Origin of the sequence: Flammeovirga agarivorans (assembly GCF_012641475.1) — a bacterium.
Taxonomy (GTDB): Bacteria; Bacteroidota; Bacteroidia; order Cytophagales; family Flammeovirgaceae; genus Flammeovirga; species Flammeovirga agarivorans.
In genome coordinates this window covers 617,463-637,215 of sequence record NZ_JABAIL010000004.1, presented here as the reverse complement: position 1 = coordinate 637,215, position 19,753 = coordinate 617,463, and the positions used below count along the sequence as shown (strand labels likewise).

Here is a 19,753-nt window from a genome sequence, read left to right as displayed (position 1 = left end):
TAAACCTAATTAAATATCAATTTGTTATATAACCAAGAGAGTATAAGTGTAAAAATTACATGATTTTTCTTTCTCTTGGTTATAATCAACTCAATTTGTTCCGGTTTTTGTTTTATTATTGTATCACACACAAAACCACACAAACAACATAAATTATGGCTGATAAGTTATTTTCAGACTTCGAGCCAATCAGTAAAGAAGCTTGGAAAGAAAAAGTAGTTACTGATTTAAAAGGGGCCGACTTCGATAGAAAACTCGTTTGGAACACAGAAAACGGGATGAAAATACAGCCTTACTTCGATCATGAAGACAGGGCTGAAAAATTAGATGTATTAGATCAATTAAAAGATATATTACCTTCTTCAGAGAAAGAGGGACTTGATTGGAAGAGTTTCCAGAAAGTAGTAGGAGACACCAATGAAGAAATCAATAAAAATGCGTTGTTCTTACTAGAAAGAGGAGTTGAAGGACTAATCTTTAATGTAGATCATGTAAAAGATTTTGATATTGAATTAGCTTTAAAAGGTATCAGTATCGAAATGGTAGGAATTGGTTTCGAAAATGTAGCTCACCCAAGAACACTTGTAAGAGATTATGTTGGGTATTTACATATCCATGGTGTTTCTCTTGATAAGGTAAGAGGTTTTGTCAATTTTGATCCAATCTCAACTTATTCTACTACTGGTATTTTGGATGAAGACGGTATCGAAAGAATTTCTCGCTTGATTTCTTATACTAGTGAAATGCCTGACTTTAGAGTTTTAAGTATTAACTCTACCGCTTTTGTTAATTCTGGTGCAAACCATACACAAGAGCTGGCGTTCACATTGAATACAATGGTAGAGTATATTGATCAACTTCAGAAGTTTGATATCTCACCAGAAGAAGTATTACAGAATATCATCTTCCAAGCTGCAGTGGCTGGAGATTATTTCCATGAGATTGCAAAATTCAGAGCCTTTAGATTATTAGTTGTTGAAGTAGCTAAATTATATAATCCTGATTTTGATGAAAAGTCAATTGAAATACTAGCGAACTCATCACTTTGGTCTAAATCACTTTATGATCCAAACGTAAACATGCTTCGTAATACAACAGAAGCAATGTCTGCTGTACTTGGTGGTGTGAATGCAATTAATATTGAAGCACACAATGCTTCATATGAAAAGCCAACAACACAATCTCAAAGAGTTGCACTTAACATCTCTCACATCATGAGAGAAGAAGCTTATTTGGGTAAAGTGGCAGATCCTGCATCGGGGTCTTATTATTTAGATTCTCTTACAGAAAAGTTATTGGATGCAGCATTAATGTTATTCCAAACTATTGAGTCTGAAAATGGATTCTTAGCTTGTTTTGAAAATGGAACAATCCAAGGATTAATAAGAGAGACTCGCGATAAGAAAGAGAAATTAATTGCTCAAAGAAGAAGTGTTTATGTTGGTACTAACCGTTATCCAAATCAAGAGGAAATGGTGAATCCAGAAGATGTAAAACTTCAACACGATCATGAGGCAAAAGTAGAATTACTACATGGTCAGAGAGCAACACTTCAATTTGAAAGTCTGCGTTTGAAAACAGAACGTTACGTCAAAGATGGTGGGGAACGTCCTAAAGTATTCAATGCACTATTTGGTAATCTTGCTATGAGAAAAGCAAGATCAACATTCGCAATGGATTTCTTTGGTACTGCAGGTTTTGTTTCATCAGAACAATTCTATGCTTCAGCTGAAGAAGCTGTAAAAGGAGCAATTGAGAATGATGCAGACATTATAGTGATGTGTTCTTCAGATCCTGAATATGCAGAGCATGTTGAAGGTTTCGCTAAAGCTTTTAAAGCATCAGAAGCAAAAGGGAAAAAACTAATTCTTGCTGGTCACCCAGGTGACAAAGAAGCAGAATTCCTTGCTGCTGGCGTTGATGGTTTTGTTCATGTAAAAACAAATGCCATTCAAAGCTTAGCACAGTTCCAAGCTGATTTAGAGATTAACTAATCAGCAACCACTACCACTTAAATTGACGAAAAATGAAACCAGATTTTTCAAAACTCGATATTAAAAATATTAAACTCACTTCACCTGAAAACTTGGTAAAAGAGAGTGATGCTTGGAAAACCGCAGAAGGTATTCCGGTAAAAAAAGGATTTGAGGAAGCAGATTATAGTTCGGCAGAACATTTAAATTTCGCAGCAGGTCTTCCTCCATTTTTAAGAGGACCATATTCAGCAATGTATGCTTTGCGTCCTTGGACGATCCGTCAGTACGCAGGTTTCTCAACAGCAGAAGAATCAAACGCATTTTATAAGAGAAATTTAGCTGCGGGTCAAAAAGGTTTATCAGTAGCATTCGACTTAGCGACTCACAGAGGGTATGATTCTGATCACCCTAGAGTAGTTGGTGATGTGGGTAAAGCTGGTGTAGCCATCGATTCAGTAGAGGATATGAAAGTTTTATTTAATGATATTCCATTAGATAAAATGTCAGTATCAATGACAATGAATGGTGCAGTAATTCCAGTATTGGCCTTCTATATTGTTGCTGCTGAAGAGTCAGGAGTATCAAAAGAAAAGCTAAGTGGTACAATCCAGAACGATATCTTGAAGGAATTTATGGTGCGTAATACGTATATCTATCCACCAAAACCTTCAATGAGAATTATCTCAGATATTTTCTCTTATACTTCTAAGAATATGCCGAAGTATAACTCCATTTCTATCTCAGGTTACCACATGCAAGAAGCAGGGGCAACAGCTGATATTGAATTGGCTTATACATTAGCAGATGGTTTAGAGTACATCAGAGCGGGTATTGCAGCAGGTTTAGATATTGATGATTTTGCTCCACGTTTATCCTTCTTCTGGGCAATTGGTATGAACCATTTCATGGAGATTGCAAAAATGAGAGCAGGTAGAATGTTATGGGCTAAAATTGTAAAACAATTCAAACCTAAAAACCCTAAATCAATGGCCTTGAGAACGCACTCTCAAACTTCAGGTTGGTCATTGTCGGAACAGGATCCTTTTAACAACGTAGCTAGAACAGCCATTGAAGCAATGGGAGCAGCATTAGGTCATACTCAATCATTGCATACCAACGCATTGGATGAGGCCATTGCATTACCAACGGACTTCTCTGCAAGAATTGCTCGTAACACTCAGTTATACATCCAAGATGAAACAAATGTGTGTAAGGTAATTGACCCTTGGGCTGGATCTCATTATGTGGAATATTTAACACATGAAATTGCACATAAAGCTTGGAAACTTATCGAAGAAGTAGAAGAGCATGGTGGTATTGCAAAAGCCATTGAAAAAGGTATTCCTAAAATGCGTATCGAGGAGGCATCTGCAAGAAAACAAGCTAGAATTGATTCTGGCCAAGATACAATTGTGGGTGTTAACAAATTTATCGCAGACGAAAAGACAGAAATCGACGTTTTAGAAATAGATAACACTGCAGTTAGAGAAGGACAAATTGCTGGATTAAAGTCTCTTAGAGCAAATAGAGACCAAGCAAAATGTGATGCTGCATTGAAAGCTATTGAAGAAGCGGCAGCAACTGGAAAAGGTAACTTACTAGAGTTAGCTGTAGAAGCTGCTAAATGTAGAGCGTCTTTAGGTGAAATTTCTGATGCTATGGAAAAAGATTTCGGAAGATATAAAGCTACAATTCGTAACATTTCAGGGGTATACTCTCATGAAGTAGCCGGTGATAAAGCATTTGCTGAGGCAAAGGCATTAGCCAATGAATTTGAGAAACTTGAGGGTAAACGTCCTAGAGTAATGGTTGCGAAAATGGGACAAGATGGCCATGATAGAGGAGCTAAAGTAATTGCAACATCATTTGCAGATATTGGCTTTGATGTAGATATGGGTCCACTTTTCCAAACTCCAGAAGAGGTAGCAAGACAAGCGGCTGAAAACGATGTAGACTGTGTGGGTGCATCTTCATTAGCGGCTGGTCATAAAACTTTAATTCCACAATTAATTGAAGAGTTAAAACGTCTAGGACGTGAGGATATTATGGTATTTGCAGGGGGAGTTATCCCTGAGCAAGATTATCAATTCCTTTATGATTCTGGTGTAGCTGCGATCTTTGGTCCAGGTACAAGAGTTCCTTACTCTGCTAAGAAAGTACTTCAAATCTTGTTAGAAGATGAGCAAGTGGAAAACTAAGGACATATTTTAAAATTTGAATAGATAATAAGGGTATCTCTTTTTAAGTGATACCCTTTTCTGTATCATTATTTATTTCATCTTCATTATTAAAATAAACCGTTTGAGTTGGGAACGCAAACTCAACACCTATTTCTTCCGATAAGCGAATGATTTCTAACATAATTTCTTCTCGAGCTTGAAGCTCAATAATCCTCTCATTGGTACAGATGTACATTTGAAAAAGAAGATCTAACGAACTTGGCCCAAACTCATTTAGATGTACATAATAAGCATCAGGTTTACTTAATGGATGATTTTTGATAATCTCTCTAATCTCATTTGTAAACTTAATAATCTTTGTCCTCGGAGTATTATAAGTAATCGAAATCAAGGTTCTAAACCTTCTTGAGTTACGCATTCCTTTATTATCAACTCTATTATCTGATAATAAACTATTCGGGAATACCATTACTGAATCTTCAAAAGTTCTAACTTTGGTAGAACGGAATCCAATTTCCTCAACCACACCACTCAAATTATCGATTTCAATATAATCTCCAACTCTAAACGGCTGATCGGCAAAAAGCATAATGGAGCCAATAAAGTTTTTTACTGTGTCTTGAGCAGCAAAAGCGATGACAATACCACCAAATGAAAGTCCTGCTATAAAGTTGGTGATATCATACCCAAGCATATTAAAGAAAATTCCTATACCAATTAATACTGCGAAAATCCTCATCGAGGTTTTCACAATAGGAGATAGGTTCTCATTAAAGTTTAATCTATTGTATTTTGTCTTGTGATACATCTGATACACAATAATATCAACAGATCTATAGAGTATTAGTAAAATAGCGATGCCTAATAATACTCGTACAACAGTAGAAAGGTAATAAGATAAATCACTATCAATCAAGAATAATGGTAATAGCCAATTAAACATGTATAATAGAATAGCATAGTTTACGGGCTTGATAAAATGATTTATGATCCGATCAAGGATAAAGCTTTTATAATCTGGGTTAGTGATCTTAAGAGTGGCAAACTTTAATAAGTAGTTCAATAAATAACCCACTATTACTAACATCAGGATTAATGAAAATAACGATGTGATTTGCCATGTATCTTTCCCTAATAGTTGATTGTTATTTTGTTTGATTTTTAAGACAAACTCAATAATTTTTCTTGAGATGCCTGGATAGATTTCATTAAATATATAAGGAATCCTTTCGGATGTATATCTTGAGAAGTACCAGTTTCCATCTGAATATTTAATAAGATAAATGTCAGGGTATTTATCTGTTATAGTAAACCTTCTTTTGTTTGTCTTTTTATCCACATAGTTCTTAAGTAATGAAACATTAGTGTTGTGTGGATAAATACCTTTGGCACTTAGAATAAGTTTTAAATCTTCTGCTAACTGTTGTCGTTTTTCTATTGAACCAATATTTTTATTAAATACTCTCGCAGCAATTCCAGGATGAAAATTATCTTCATCCAAAAAGTCATACAATGTATGAAAAGTATGGTATGGACTACTTAATGAATATTCGAAACTATCAATTTTATGATATGAATAAAACTCATGATCCTCAGGGAAACTGATTAGTGAATCAAGAGATTGTGCATTCAATTGAATGGTGAAAAATGAAAGTAATAATAAAAATAGTTTACTGATTGGTTTTACCATAATAGAAAAAATCTTAGACTAAAAAGAGGCATCAAATCAACGATGCCTCTATATATACTGTAAAAAGTCAATTATGTTTACGGTAAACTTGCCTGATAGTTTCCTGTAGTAGGAGCAGTACCTGTTGGGTAAACCGCATAATTCACTTTTATAATATCACCATCTTCAATAACAATCTCACTTTGAGCATTTAGAATGTTTCCAATTTTTCTATCGATATCTTCTTGTGAGTTATATCTAGTATCAAAATTTGGATAACTTTCCCCTTGTGTTTTATAGTCTGCTTCTGTTAAAGTATACTCTTTGTCATGTGTGTCTCCGCCTATGTTTGTAAAAGTATAAACTGGAGCAATCTCCCAAGCCTGTAAATCTACTTTCCATTTAAAAGCATCGGTAGCAGGGTAGGTATCTGCTGTATAACTCCAGGCAGAATTGGTAAAGCTAAAGTAAACAACATACTCTTCGTTTCCGTCTCGATTATATACTTCATATTGTAATACTTGAACATCACCTTCATTAGCATAAGGGTTGAAGAACAAATTCATCCAAGTAGTCATACGCCCTAGACCATCATCTTTAGACCCGAAATTACTATGTGACTGATCCATTGCAGTATAATCATCAGCAGTAAGTACATATACTTGTTCCCAAGCAGGACTTCCTGTGGCAATATATTGGATTAGAGTGTCACTATGAGTTGTACTTCCATCATAGTAATTTGCTGTTAAAGCGACAACATCTGTTCTTGTAGCTGTTTCTCCATAAGTTGCTGTCCAAACAGAATCGACAATGATAATGGATTGACTTAGAGATAAAGAACTAAATGTACCAAAGCGATCGTAATCCGCCTGAGTTGCTTGATATTGTAATGAAGTGCCTTTGAATAAAGGATCATATAAGTTGTAAGTCGCGTTTAAGATATCGCCATCAACACCTACAAATTTTTGATCCAGAATTTGTGCTACACCACACGTATCATTATCTGGAGGGACATTTGCTGAAAAACTTTCAAAGTTTTGTACATCTTCTGAACAAGATAATCCATAGTCATCTGATGTAAGAGTGTAAGCAATTTCTGTAGGGGAAACTGCTGAACTATTCTCAAGTTCTTTATTTATATCTTTCAGTGGATCGCAGGAATTCAATCCTAATATGCCTATGAGTACGCCTGCAATTTTATATATATTTTTCATTATCAGAGTATTTCAAATTAGAATTGAACTTTTAAAGAAGTCGACCATGTTGTACCTGCTCCATAGAATACCTGAGCAGTTTGGTAATCATGAGTAGAACCATCAAATGCATCTGACACATATTTTACATTACCAACATTGTTGACTTTAGCATTTAAACTTGCATCAAATGGTCCCATAGGGAATTTATAACTAGCGAATAAATCGAATAAGTTATAAGTAGGAACTTGCCATGAATCAACACTTTTCTCAGGGCTATCTAATTGAGTAACATTGAAATTAGCGTATAATCTATCTGCTATATTCCAATCTGCACCAACTTTTAAACCACCAAGAACTAAATAACTAACACCGATAGCACCAGTAGTCTGAGCCGCGTCACCTACATGAACGCCTTTAGCATAGATATCAACTTCACCAACTACTTGTTGAGTGTTATCTAGGATTGGAACACCTAATACATCACTGTTCCATTTCCAATCACCATAAGAGAACATCGCTGTGATATTCAACTTATCAGTAGGGCGAATAACAAGGTCTAATTCAACACCCATGTGTAAGGCATCGATACCAGGAATATTTGCCGAGAAAGTTTCAGATGAATTGTCCGGTCTTACGGATGCTCTATAGTACTTGTCTTTCCATGTAGTATGATAAAGGTTAACATTACCAGAAACTAATTTACTTCTGTAGCCATATCCTACTTCAAAGCTTAGTGCTTTTTCATTTACTACACCTGTATTTGTGTCGTTTGTGTAAGTAGGCCAAACACTATTAAAGAAGGGTTGTCTTGAAAAATAACCTGCATTGACAAAAACATTGTGATTTTCATTTAGGTTATAGTTAGCACCACCTTTTATATTATATCCAAAGAAGCTTTGCCAATCAGTGGCTTGGTTTTCAGGTCGATATTGTAAGTAATCGATTCTTTGGAAAGATTGGTTAGATATTGATGCAGAAACAAAAGCAGAAAGTGCATCTTTAGAATACTCAGCTTGTGCAAATAAAGCTTGCCACCATACTAGGCCATCATTGTTATATTCTACTTTATCACCAACCTTAGAAGGTCTAGCAAATGAGCCAGGAGCTCCAGCTTCAGCACCACTTAAGGCAGGGTCCATATAGAATTGACCTCCTAATAAATCTTTTACTTCCCTGTAGTGATTGCCTTCATAGTATCTGATATCAAGACCGCCAGTAAAGGTGATATAATCAGAGAATGTTGCTGTAAGTGTAGATAAACCTCCATACCATTGGTGGTTGTTTACACCATTTACAATGATAGATTCTGAACCTTGTCGACCAAGAGCAACATTTTCATCAACAATTCTATCAATATCAATAACACCGTCTCTTCTGTAAGGGGAGCTCCAATTAGGAGAGAATTTATCTACACCTACACCTCGAGATCCACCACCTCGACCAATAGAAGCATAAACTACAGTAGCAAGGTCTAACTTGTCATTGATGTTATAATACCAGTTTAATGACATTTGAGGTTTGTGGTAATAGTTCTCTCTAATATTAAAAACTTCACCATTTCTATACCCCCAATCACCGTTGAATTTTATTCCTCTACCGGATTCTTGATAATCCAATAAGTTCAATTTATTTGATCTTTGACCATGAACTTGAGGTGCTCCAAATACAGTAAATGATAATTGATGTTGAGCGTTAATTTCTTTTGAAACGTTGGCAAAGTAGGAGTAACCTTCAAATTGTGTTGCATCTACAAATCCATTACCAGTAGTTTTTGCTCCTGAAACAGTGATTGCCCATCCGTTTTCGGTTTTACCAGTAGAAGCCGTAAATGCTATCTTATTATAATTATTGTTTCCTATTCCGTAATACACGCTACCACCTTTTTTTGCATCGGTAGTTCTCGTTAAGATATTTATCGTACCACCTACAGATGGTACAGCAACTTTAGAGGCTCCTAAACCTCTTTGAACTTGCATTGTTCTTGTAACATCTGAAAGTCCTGCCCAGTTTGACCAATATACGGCACCATTTTCCATGTCGTTTACAGGAACACCGTTAATCATCACCGCAATATTTTCAGAAGAGAAGCCTCTAAGATTAATTCTTGAGTCTCCAAATCCGCCACCAGATTTTGTAGCATAAACCCCTGGAGTAGATTTTAATATTTCAGGAAACTCTTGAGTACCAAGTTTTTCTTCAAGTACTTCTGGTTTTACTGTGGAAACTGCAACAGGTGTCTTACGGTCTACTGCAACAGAGGCTACTACTTCAACCTCTGCAAGGCCAATAGCATCTGATTCCATGTAAATTTCACCCATTTCAACAGTAGCACCATTGAAATCCACTTCCGTTTCTATGGATTGTAAACCAACAAATGAAATTACCACCGTAGCAGTTCCAGTAGTATTGGATTTTAATGCAAAGTTTCCATCAAAGTCTGAAGTTGTCCCTGTGGTGGTACCCTTAATAATAATAGATGCACCAATTACAGGTTGATCTATTTCTTTTTCAATTACAGTACCTTTAATGATTGTAGTCGCTTCCTGGGCATACATTAATTGAGAGAGCAATGTACATAGAAGCAGCAAAATTGCCTTTTTCATAAATTCTTTATCGTATAGAATTGTAATAATGAATAGATTGTTTTTGAATTGTGTTTTTGAGTTATGATTTGATAACTATATACAATATAAGTAATAGAGTTTATGTTAAAAGAAATTTCGTATCGCCTTAAATATATTGCCTCTCAGTTTCTTAGAAAAAGAAAAGGCCAACAAGAAATAATCCTGTTGGCCTCTTTTTTTGATTGGAAATCTACTTAGTTTCTTTCAAAAGTTTCAGTAGCTCCAGAGTAAATATAGTTTCTAGAAACTTCATTAGTACCGTTGTCATAGTACATGTAGTTTACGATAACTTCTTGTCCATCCTTCATTAAATCTGGATAGTTTTCAGTTAAGATATGATTGATTTTTGCATCAATGATATTCTCAACAGGAGTACCCTCAGGATATTCACCTTCAACGTTGTCATAGTAACCGAAGTTACCATATTTGTCATCTCCAGTTACTGCATAATCAGCAGTTGTTAAAGTAATTACTTCAGCTAAAGATACTTTCCAAGCAGTCTCTGCATGTAAGTACTTAAACTTGTCAACAGTTACAGTATTTTCTTCGAAAGGTGCTACTTCGTTCCACATACCTGCAGTGAATGTATATTCTGCTAAATAGTCGTCTGTAGATCCACTTACATAAGCATCATAACTTACTCTAATATTATCGCCTTCTTGAGCGTAAGGGAATTTTAGAGTTAAGAATTGAGGTAAGTAATTTTGGTAAGCAGTAGCTCCTGAGAAGCTATTGTATTCTAAACCAAATGAAGTATAATCCGCATCTTGTAAAGTATCATATTCATGAACAAGAGCATCTGTTGCAATTACAGCCCATTTAGCTTCTTCACTTTTCTGGAAGAAATTAACTTCATTAGAGATGTCACCAATTTCACCAACTTTATAAGCTACTTCAATTTGACTTGCAACAGCTTGGTCTTCATTTAATGTATTTAAAATCTCAGTGATTTTAGATTCAACATTATCTGTTGGTAAGAATTGGTATGTACAACCAGTTAATGTATCCGCAGCATAAGTAATTGTATCTGTACCTGCCTTGTATACTTCGAAAATTACGTCAACAGTTTTTGTTCTGTCGAATGATCTGTGGTTCTCAAGGATGTCACTAATCATTGCGTCTAATCTGCTGTCATAAGTATAACCTTTGTAGTCTCCTTCGTCATAATCTGACTCACTGAAGTTAGGGTATCTGTTTCCAGCAAAAGTGTAATCATCAGAAGTTAAAGTGATTTCTTCTTCAGCGTCTGCTTCAGTTGGTAACCATCCTTCACTTTCTAAGCAATACTCATTACCAGTAATTTGGTAATGCTCGTTTTGAAGATAAATTTTTGGAGCTAAGCTCTGAGTTAATAATGTATACTCAACTTCAATTACTCTTTGATCAGTATAAGAATTGGCATTATATGTCTCCGATAATTGTACTGGGATATCAGTGTGAGCTTCATTGATCGTAGCGAAAACTCTATCATCTTCAGAGATAACTAATGATGAAGGAATTGCATCATTTTCTCTTTGAAGCTTTAAATCTTCTTGTGTCTCATTATGTAACTCCTTGTAAGGATCACATGAAAATAGACCTGCGGCTACTGCTGCAATATATATTAATGACTTTTTCATTTTTCTTAATTAAGCTTTGATTAGAAGTTTAGTTTCATACCCATGTTCCAAGTTCTACCTAAACCGTAGTAAACTCTAGTAGCAGATTGTGCAGTGTGGTCAGCACCATCTTGAGCATCTGTGATGTACTCAACATCGAATAAGTTGTCAACGTTGCCATAAAGAGTAGAGTTTAATTTACCGATTTGGAATTTGTAACGGATATTGATATCAACTACGTTGAAATCTTCCATCTTCCATGCTTCGCTTCTGTCTTCTGAATCGTTACGACGAGTAGGGTCGAAGTCAGCATAATTGTTTCCGAAGAAGTTATAATCAACACCTAATTTTAAACCTTTTACTAATTCATAATCGAAACCAAGTGCAGCAGTTGTTTGAGCAGAGTTACCTACATGTAGGTCTTTGATAAATACGTTTACTGAATCAACAACTTGATTATTTTGGTCGTAAATAGGTACATTATTTAAATCATTATCCCATCTCCAGTCGCCAACAGAAAGCATACCGTAGAATGATAATTTGTGATTCACCTTGTACTTCGCATCCACCTCAATACCTTGGTGAGTAGCATTTACACCTAATAAGTTTGCAGTGAAATCTTGGTTGACTGTTCTTGTAAATGAACGGTCTTTCCATTGAGTATGGTAGATGTTCACGTTAGCATTGAACTTAGCTGAACGGTAACCATAGCCTAATTCAAAAGATAAGATTTTTTCATTTTCCGCATCTTTGTTTCCATCGTTAGTGTAATTAGGGAAAACAGAACGGAAGAAAGGAGCTCTTGAGATATAACCTGTATTGAAGAATACATTGTGGTTATCTGTTAAGTTGTAGTTTACACCACCTTTTGCACTGTAACCTAAGAAGTTGTAGTTATCAGACTTTTGATTCTCAGGAGTGTAGTTAAAGAAGTCGTAACGAACGTAAGTCGTTTGAGATACAGCTGCAGATACAAAAGCAGAAAGTCTATCTTTAGAGTACTCTAATTGTCCAAAACCACCTAACCAGTATACTTCACCATCATTGTGGTAAGCTACTTTGTCGCCAACAACAGCTTTTTGATTTGGAATGTTTACGTTAGATGTATTTAAGAAGTATTCGCCTCCTAATAAGTCTTCAACTTGTCTGTAGTGTTCGCCATAGTAGTATCTTACATCTAAACCACCCATGAAAGTTAAGTAATCTGTAAGTTTATTATCATAAACAGATAATGCACCTACCCATGTGTGATTGTTATTTGATGATCTTAAGATAGTTTCTGATCCTAAACCTTGCTCAGCTAAAGCTACGTTTTCATCTCTGATTTTCTCAAAGTCGATTTGACCATCAGCTCTTCTGTAAGCGTCAGTATCTTTAGAAGTACCTAAGAAACCAGTACCGCCACCTTGACCGATAGAAACATAAGCAGATGTACTTAAGTTAGACTTTTCATTGATTGTCCAGTAGTGGTTCAATGAAATTTGCGGCTTATGGTAGAAGTTAGTGAATAAGTTGTATTCTTGACCGTCTAAATATCCCCAGTCTGGGTTATATCTGATACCACCATTCTTTTGGTAATCTTCGATACCTTGGTTGTAACCATTTCTTTGGCCGTGAGTTTGTGGTGCACCAAATGCAGTGAATGAAAGCATGTGGTTCTTGTTGATCTCTTTTGAAACGTTCAAGAAGTATGAGTAACCTTCAAACGATGTAGCATCTACAAAACCTTGACCTGTTGTTCTTGAACCAGAGAAAGTTACAGCAAATCCATTATCCATTTTACCAGTTGATAATGTTAAGCCGATCTTTTCTCTACCGTCATTACCAATACCATAGTAAACGTTACCGCCTTTGTCAGCATCAGTAGTTTTAGTAAGGATGTTGATTGTACCACCAATAGAAGGAACAGCTACTTTAGAAGCACCTAAACCTCTTTGTACTTGCATTGATCTAGTCACGTCAGATAAACCAGCCCAGTTCGACCAGTATACAGAACCGTTTTCCATATCGTTAACTGGCACACCGTTGATCATTACAGCGATGTTAGCAGAAGAGAATCCACGAAGGTTAATTCTTGAGTCACCATAACCACCACCTTGTTTAGTAGCGTATACACCAGGAGTCGATTTTAATATTTCAGGAAATTCTTTTGTACCTAATTTAGTTTCGATAGACTCAGGGTTGATTGTAGAAACTGCAACCGGAGTCTTACGGTCGATTGCTACAGAAGCAATCACTTCCACTTCATTCAGACCAATTGCATCAGAAGCTAATTTTAACTCACCGAATGAAACTTCTTCACCAGTAAGGTTTACTTCTTTTTCAATTGATTTGTAGCCAACAAATGAGATGATGACTTTTTTTGGACCTTGTTGTTGAGTTCTGATAGCGAACTCTCCATTGAAGTTTGTAATAGAACCTGTTTTAGTTCCGTCAATAACAACCGTAGCACCGATAACTGGGTCTTTAGTGTCATTGTCAATTACAATACCTTTAATCAAGGTTGACACTTCTTGGGCAAATGTTGAAAATGAAATCAACGTTGTTAGAAGCAGTAAATAAAACTTTTTCATAAAAAGAAAAAAAGTTAAATGTTAGATGGAATAAATTTGAAATTGTTCGCCACAAAAGTATACATACAATCGATATCTTAAAATAGTTAACATTAATCTTAATATTGTTAAATATTTAAAACCTTCAAATTCAGTGTTTTACGGATTGTTAATAATAATAAATGAATAATAATTCATGATAAGTTAACATATAAAACGAATGTTAACTACCTGACAGTTAGTGTATTGCGTAATTTAATTTATTGCATTTTAACATAGTGAAGATTGTTTGTTTTATAAAAATAGGCTGATGTAGAATAATCTTTTGCTGATTGGGTAGTATTGCAATTATTTTTTCTTTAAACAGAATTTAAGTTTTCTCTTTTCTGTTTGGGTAAAAATTTAAAAAATAAAAAAACACCCTATCAACTCAATGATAGGGTGTACCTGTATGCTATAAATTAAAAGCTTTTGTAATCAGAGATTACTTCTTGTCTTTTAATTGTTGTTTCAAGTTAGCTAAAGCATCTAAATCACCTAAAGAAGTCGTAGCTTCTTCATTTGACGCTGCTTGTGCTTTTCCGCCACCTTTCTTAGGAGCCGCTTTTTTGCTTGGAGCTGGATCCGAGTAAGTGTGAACGTGAGAAAGAAGGATTCTCTTATCCTCTTTTGAGAATTCTAATACTTTGAAGTCTAAAGACTCACCAGTTTCTGGTGTAGAACCGTCTTCTTTCTTCAAGTTTTTAGTCATTGCGAAACCTTCGATACCGTATGGTAATTCGATAACTGCACCTTTGTCTGATTTAGAAAGGATAGTACCTTTGTGCTCAGAATCAATAGTAAATACAGTTTCGAAGTGCTCCCATGGGTTTTCTTCTAATTGCTTATGACCTAAAGCTAAACGACGCTCCTCAGGGTTGATCTCAAGAACGATTACGTCTAATTTCTCACCTTGTTTGATGAACTCAGATGGATGCTTGATCTTCTTAGTCCATGATAAGTCAGAAACGTGAACTAAACCGTCGATACCTTCTTCTAATTCTAAGAATAGACCGAAGTTAGTCAAGTTACGAACAACGCCAGTGTGTTTAGTACCAACAGCGTACTTGTCTAATAAGTCTTGCTTAGTCCAAGGATCTTCAGTTAATTGCTTGATACCAAGAGACATCTTACGCTCGTCACGATCGATAGTTAATACAACTGCTTCGATTTCGTCACCAACTTTGATGAAGTCTTGAGGGTTACGTAGGTGTTGTGACCATGACATTTCAGAAACGTGGATCAGACCTTCAACGCCTGGCATGATTTCTAAGAATGCACCGTAATCAGCAACGTTTACGATTTTACCTTTAACTTTAGCTCCAACTTCAACATCTGCACCAAGAGAATCCCAAGGGTGAGAAGTAAGTTGTTTCATACCTAATGAGATACGTTTCTTGTCATCATCAAAGTCAAGTACAACAACGTTAACTTTTTGGTCAAGCTGCAATACTTCCTCTGGATGAGAAATACGACCCCAAGAGATGTCTGTAATGTGAAGAAGACCATCTACACCACCTAAATCGATGAATACACCGAAGTTTGTCATGTTTTTGATCACACCTTCCAAGATTTGACCTCTTTCTAGGTTGTTCAAGATGCGTTGTTTTTGCTCTTCCAAATCCTTCTCGATAAGGATCTTATGAGAAACTACAACGTTATCATTTGCGTGGTTGATTTTAACCACTTTCAATTCCATCTTCTTACCAACGAATACGTCGAAGTCACGGATAGGCTTCACATCAATTTGAGAACCTGGCAAGAACGCCTCGATTCCAAAGATATCAGTGATAAGACCACCTTTTGTTCTACGCTTAACAACACCTTCGATAACAACGTCGTTATCAAGAGCATTTTGGATATTCTCCCAAGCGCGAACGATTTTAGCTTTTCTTCTAGAAAGAACAAGTTGACCGTGATTGTCTTCTTGTTGCTCAACAAATACCTCAACTTCATCACCTACTTTTAGGTCTGGAGTGTCACGGAATTCGTTTGAAGGAACTAAACCATCAGATTTGAAGCCGATGTTTAAAACTACGTCACGATCAGTAATAGAAACTACAGTAGCTTTAACTACTTCCTGCTCGTTAAGTTGGTTTAATGTACCTTCGTACATTTTTAACATTTCTTCTTTTTCGGCAGCTGAATAACCGTCACCGAATGCTGATTGTGAGCTTTCAAACTCGTCCCAGTTGAAGTCTTGTGATTGTTCTGACATAATTGTAATAGCACTTTTTACGCCCTTACGTTAGTGCTGTCACGTAAGAGATTAATTTTAAATATGTTATAAATTTGTTGACCCCAGAGCTAGTACGTGGAAAATCAAACAGTCGAAATACAGAGCTAGTACGTGTATTTCGGCCTGCAAAGATAGTGAATAATTTTCAATATTAAAAAACTGACTATAGGTGTAATGTTAAGAAGGGTAAATGTGAATCAGAACAGTTTTATAAATTAAGAGGGTAAAAAGAAAGCCTATTGTTAAGAAAACAATAGGCTTTTATATTATGCTTCGATTTCGCTGGTTTCTGGTTCAAACCAATTGCCATCTCCATCAATAATTTTTATCAGTTCATCTACAGCACTTTCAGAAGGGACGCCTCTTTTTACTACATCTTGGCCTCTATATAAGGTAATCTTTCCTTTACCAGAACCAACATATCCATAATCAGCATCTGCCATCTCTCCAGGGCCATTGACAATGCATCCCATAATACCAATTTTCAAACCTTTTAGATGATCCGTTCTTTTTCTAATCATCGCTGTTGTCTCTTGAAGATCGAATAAAGTACGTCCACAAGAAGGACAAGAGATGTATTCGGTTTTTGTCATTCTTGTTCTTGCTGCTTGAAGGATACCAAACGCAAGGCGATTACTTGTAGTTAATTGATCAAGTAATTCTTCTTTATTGTTTGAAGGAAGCGGTTTTAAGAAAACGCCATCACCTAAACCATCTATTAAGACACCACCAATATCCGTTGAGCTATATAATTGTAGTTCATCTGGAGTGACATTCTTATAATCTCTTTCAATGACAACAGGGCAACCAACATTAGCAGCATATAATTTAAATAAGATAGCCCTTAACTCAGGCATTGTATGAGAGTTCTCAGAGAAAATCCATAAGACTACAGTTGTATCTTTTGATAAATCCTCAATAACTTGCTCATTAATATCATTGATATTTCCTCTGACAAAGTTTAAACTATTGTGCTTGATAGCAGAAGAAAAATAGTTCTCAACAGAGAATAGTGGATAGGTATCCATATTAGATTGCCAAATATCAGCATCTACAATATTTTTCATCCCGCTAGGTGACATAAATGGGAGAGGTGCTTTACCTGTATAAATAAAATCAGCACCATGGTCTGACATTCCCCATTTGTCAGTTGCAGGAAGATAATGATGCCCGATACTTTTAAGATCTGACATTTGTATGTTTTCCACTTCACTAAAGTCAGCAATTACTCTTGGAACGTTATGATCACCAAAAGTATCTACCTCGATAGTTTTACGTCTTTCGTATTGGAAAGGGTTTTTGGGAGAAGCATCAATTGTTGTATTAATTCGATCTGCAGTAGCTGCTCTATCATCATATCTGTTGATAAGGGCTGCTGCAACTGGAGCTTCCGCTTCTGGAGCTTCTGTTAAAGAAACACGAACCGTGTCGCCAAGCCCATCTTCAAGCAAAGTACCAATACCAACAGCAGATTTAACTCTACCGTCTTCACCATCACCTGCCTCAGTTACACCTAAATGAAGAGGATAGGGTTTGAGCCCTTCTTCTTGCATTTTCTGTACAAGTAGGCGATAGGCCTGAACCATCACTTGCGTATTACTTGCTTTCATTGAAAGAACAATATTGTGATAGTCTAAGTCATTACAAATCCTTAAGAACTCAAGAGCTGATTCTACCATGCCTAGTGGAGTGTCTCCATATCTACTTAGGATACGATCAGATAAAGAACCATGGTTAGTACCGATACGCATAGCAGTCCCATGTTCCTTACAGATTTCCACAAGTGGAATAAAACGTTCTCTAATTCTTTCTAACTCTGCTTGATATGTTTCATCATCATATTCAATGAAATCAAATTTCTTTTTATCAGCATAGTTACCCGGGTTGATACGTACTTTTTCAACGATCTTTGCTGCAACTTCTGCAGCATTGGGAGTGAAGTGAATATCGGCAACTAATGGGACATCGTACCCTCTTGCCTTTAATCCTTCTTTTATATTTTTAAGGTTCTCAGCCTCTTTAATACTAGGAGCAGTAATTCTAACGTATTCACAACCAGAATCTACCATTCTTATTACTTCTTCGATAGATCCTTCTGTGTCCATCGTGTCCACTGTTGTCATAGACTGTACTCTAATCGGGTTTGAACCACCCATTGGAATACCTCCAATTGTTACTTCAACAGTTTCCCTTCTCTGGTAAGAGTTAATATCGTCACAATACCAATTTGTGTGCATAACTACAATTCTTCTTTTAAACGTTATTTGTGGCAAAAATAGGGATAAAAATTAATTAAGAATGATGATTTAAAAATAATAAAGAAGTTTAAACCTACATTTTTAAAATTTGATTTAAATCAGGAATACAACCCTGTAACTATCAAATAGTTTTAAGAAAGAAATAAAAAAAAGAGACTCACAAAAAATGAGTCTCTCACCTGATATCTTTAAGATGTGGATTCTTTCCAACTAGACATTCATTAATGAATCTCTTCTACGCATTTTACCTGCTGGAATACCAAACATCATTTTAAATCTTCTACAGAAGTAAGCTGTATCTTTGTACCCAACCTCTGAACCAATTGCTCGAATACTCTTTCTAGAAGTACGAAGAAGCTCAACAGCTTTCTCCATTCTTTGGTATTCAATGTAATCTTGTGGGTTAATACCTGTCAACATCTTAAAGTATTGCCCAACATAGTCTTCAGATACATTGGCAACATTTGCTAAAATTTTGTTAGACAAATCGCTAGATAAATTGTCTTTGATAAAATTGAAGATATCGATTAGACGAGGATCTTTAAAGTAGTTGCTATTTGTAGCAATTTGCTCAACAAATAGTTTCTGCTCTAATACATGTCTAAACACTTCAATGACAGCATACTCAGTTAAGTTCGTAGCAATACGGTCTTTGCCTGGCTTTTCGCCTAAAGATTCTTGATAAATTTTATCAATAGCCTCATTAACTTCTACTTGCTCCGGAATAATAAAAGGGGGGATGTCAAGAGAATTAAAAAAGTTTACTGAATCAAAAGCCTTGGCGTCAAAAGTTACAGAAGTGAAACTAGTTTGTATGGTATGGATAGATACATCGTCAGTGATTTTTCTTAAGTATGAGTCTCTATCGTTAATAAAACTTTCGTTAGTAACTTCAGTAGTATCAGAATCACCAAAAGTGATTTCGACAGATTTACCACCTGGAATAAAAACTAGGTCACCTTTCTTTGCTATTTCATCTTCGGTGATTTGGATAACGCCTGATTTCACCTGGATGACAGTGTTTTGTACGTCGTAGAAGTTAGAAACTTTTACAGAACGTATTACATTCAGACTGTTGGATCTGATAAACTTGATGTTTAATGATTCAATAATTTTGTTGTACTCTTCAATCATAGTCATTGTAAATTAATGAGGAGAAATACTATTAACTACACAGTTATTGGGTTCGTAATCTTAAATGAATTATATAAATTGTACAATTTCTAAATTCGTTTACCTGATTAATTATTGGACAAAAATAGGATAAAAACTATGTAACAATAGTTAAAATTAGTTCCATATCTTAAATAAAGTAATAATGAATCTTAAAATCAAGCATTTTTTATTTTATTTTTTTTGGTGATGGGTCGTTTTTATCTTGAATTAGTCCAAAAAAAGACCCCGAAGGGCCTATTTTTATGT

General features: G+C 35.6%; 10 protein-coding genes. 2 read left to right on the top strand and 8 right to left on the bottom strand.

Annotated elements, in window-relative coordinates; all coding sequences use genetic code 11:
- The first annotated feature begins 155 nt into the window (after positions 1 to 155).
- Both HGP29_RS15485 and scpA read left to right on the top strand, forming a co-directional pair.
- Positions 156 to 1,994 (top strand): methylmalonyl-CoA mutase family protein, encoded by a 1,839-nt coding sequence (locus tag HGP29_RS15485; RefSeq protein ID WP_168883326.1) that lies wholly within the window; start codon positions 156 to 158, stop codon positions 1,992 to 1,994.
- A 32-nt stretch (positions 1,995 to 2,026) separates the two neighbouring features.
- Complete coding sequence (gene scpA, locus HGP29_RS15480) at positions 2,027 to 4,174, top strand: methylmalonyl-CoA mutase (protein ID WP_168883325.1); 2,148 nt, start codon at positions 2,027 to 2,029, stop codon at positions 4,172 to 4,174.
- Between the two features lie 43 nt (positions 4,175 to 4,217).
- Here the strand turns inward: scpA and HGP29_RS15475 are convergent, their stop codons facing one another.
- From HGP29_RS15475 to HGP29_RS15440, 8 genes are all read right to left on the bottom strand, one after another.
- Positions 4,218 to 5,846, bottom strand: a complete 1,629-nt coding sequence (locus tag HGP29_RS15475) for a mechanosensitive ion channel family protein (RefSeq protein WP_168883324.1) — start codon at positions 5,844 to 5,846, stop codon at positions 4,218 to 4,220.
- A 77-nt stretch (positions 5,847 to 5,923) separates the two neighbouring features.
- Positions 5,924 to 7,039 (bottom strand): hypothetical protein, encoded by a 1,116-nt coding sequence (locus tag HGP29_RS15470; protein WP_168883323.1) that lies wholly within the window; start codon positions 7,037 to 7,039, stop codon positions 5,924 to 5,926.
- 17 nt (positions 7,040 to 7,056) lie between these two features.
- Positions 7,057 to 9,624: a TonB-dependent receptor gene (locus HGP29_RS15465; RefSeq protein ID WP_168883322.1), complete on the bottom strand. Its 2,568-nt coding sequence runs from the start codon at positions 9,622 to 9,624 to the stop codon at positions 7,057 to 7,059.
- A 215-nt stretch (positions 9,625 to 9,839) separates the two neighbouring features.
- On the bottom strand, positions 9,840 to 11,264 hold the full coding sequence (locus HGP29_RS15460) for a hypothetical protein (protein WP_168883321.1): 1,425 nt from the start codon (positions 11,262 to 11,264) through the stop codon (positions 9,840 to 9,842).
- A 20-nt stretch (positions 11,265 to 11,284) separates the two neighbouring features.
- Positions 11,285 to 13,816 (bottom strand): TonB-dependent receptor, encoded by a 2,532-nt coding sequence (locus tag HGP29_RS15455; RefSeq protein ID WP_168883320.1) that lies wholly within the window; start codon positions 13,814 to 13,816, stop codon positions 11,285 to 11,287.
- 463 nt (positions 13,817 to 14,279) lie between these two features.
- On the bottom strand, positions 14,280 to 16,052 hold the full coding sequence (rpsA, locus tag HGP29_RS15450) for a 30S ribosomal protein S1 (RefSeq protein WP_168883319.1): 1,773 nt from the start codon (positions 16,050 to 16,052) through the stop codon (positions 14,280 to 14,282).
- Between the two features lie 287 nt (positions 16,053 to 16,339).
- On the bottom strand, positions 16,340 to 18,310 hold the full coding sequence (gene ispG / locus HGP29_RS15445; protein ID WP_168883318.1) for a (E)-4-hydroxy-3-methylbut-2-enyl-diphosphate synthase: 1,971 nt from the start codon (positions 18,308 to 18,310) through the stop codon (positions 16,340 to 16,342).
- Between the two features lie 231 nt (positions 18,311 to 18,541).
- On the bottom strand, positions 18,542 to 19,462 hold the full coding sequence (locus HGP29_RS15440; protein ID WP_168883467.1) for a helix-turn-helix domain-containing protein: 921 nt from the start codon (positions 19,460 to 19,462) through the stop codon (positions 18,542 to 18,544).
- Between the last annotated feature and the right edge of the window lie 291 nt (positions 19,463 to 19,753).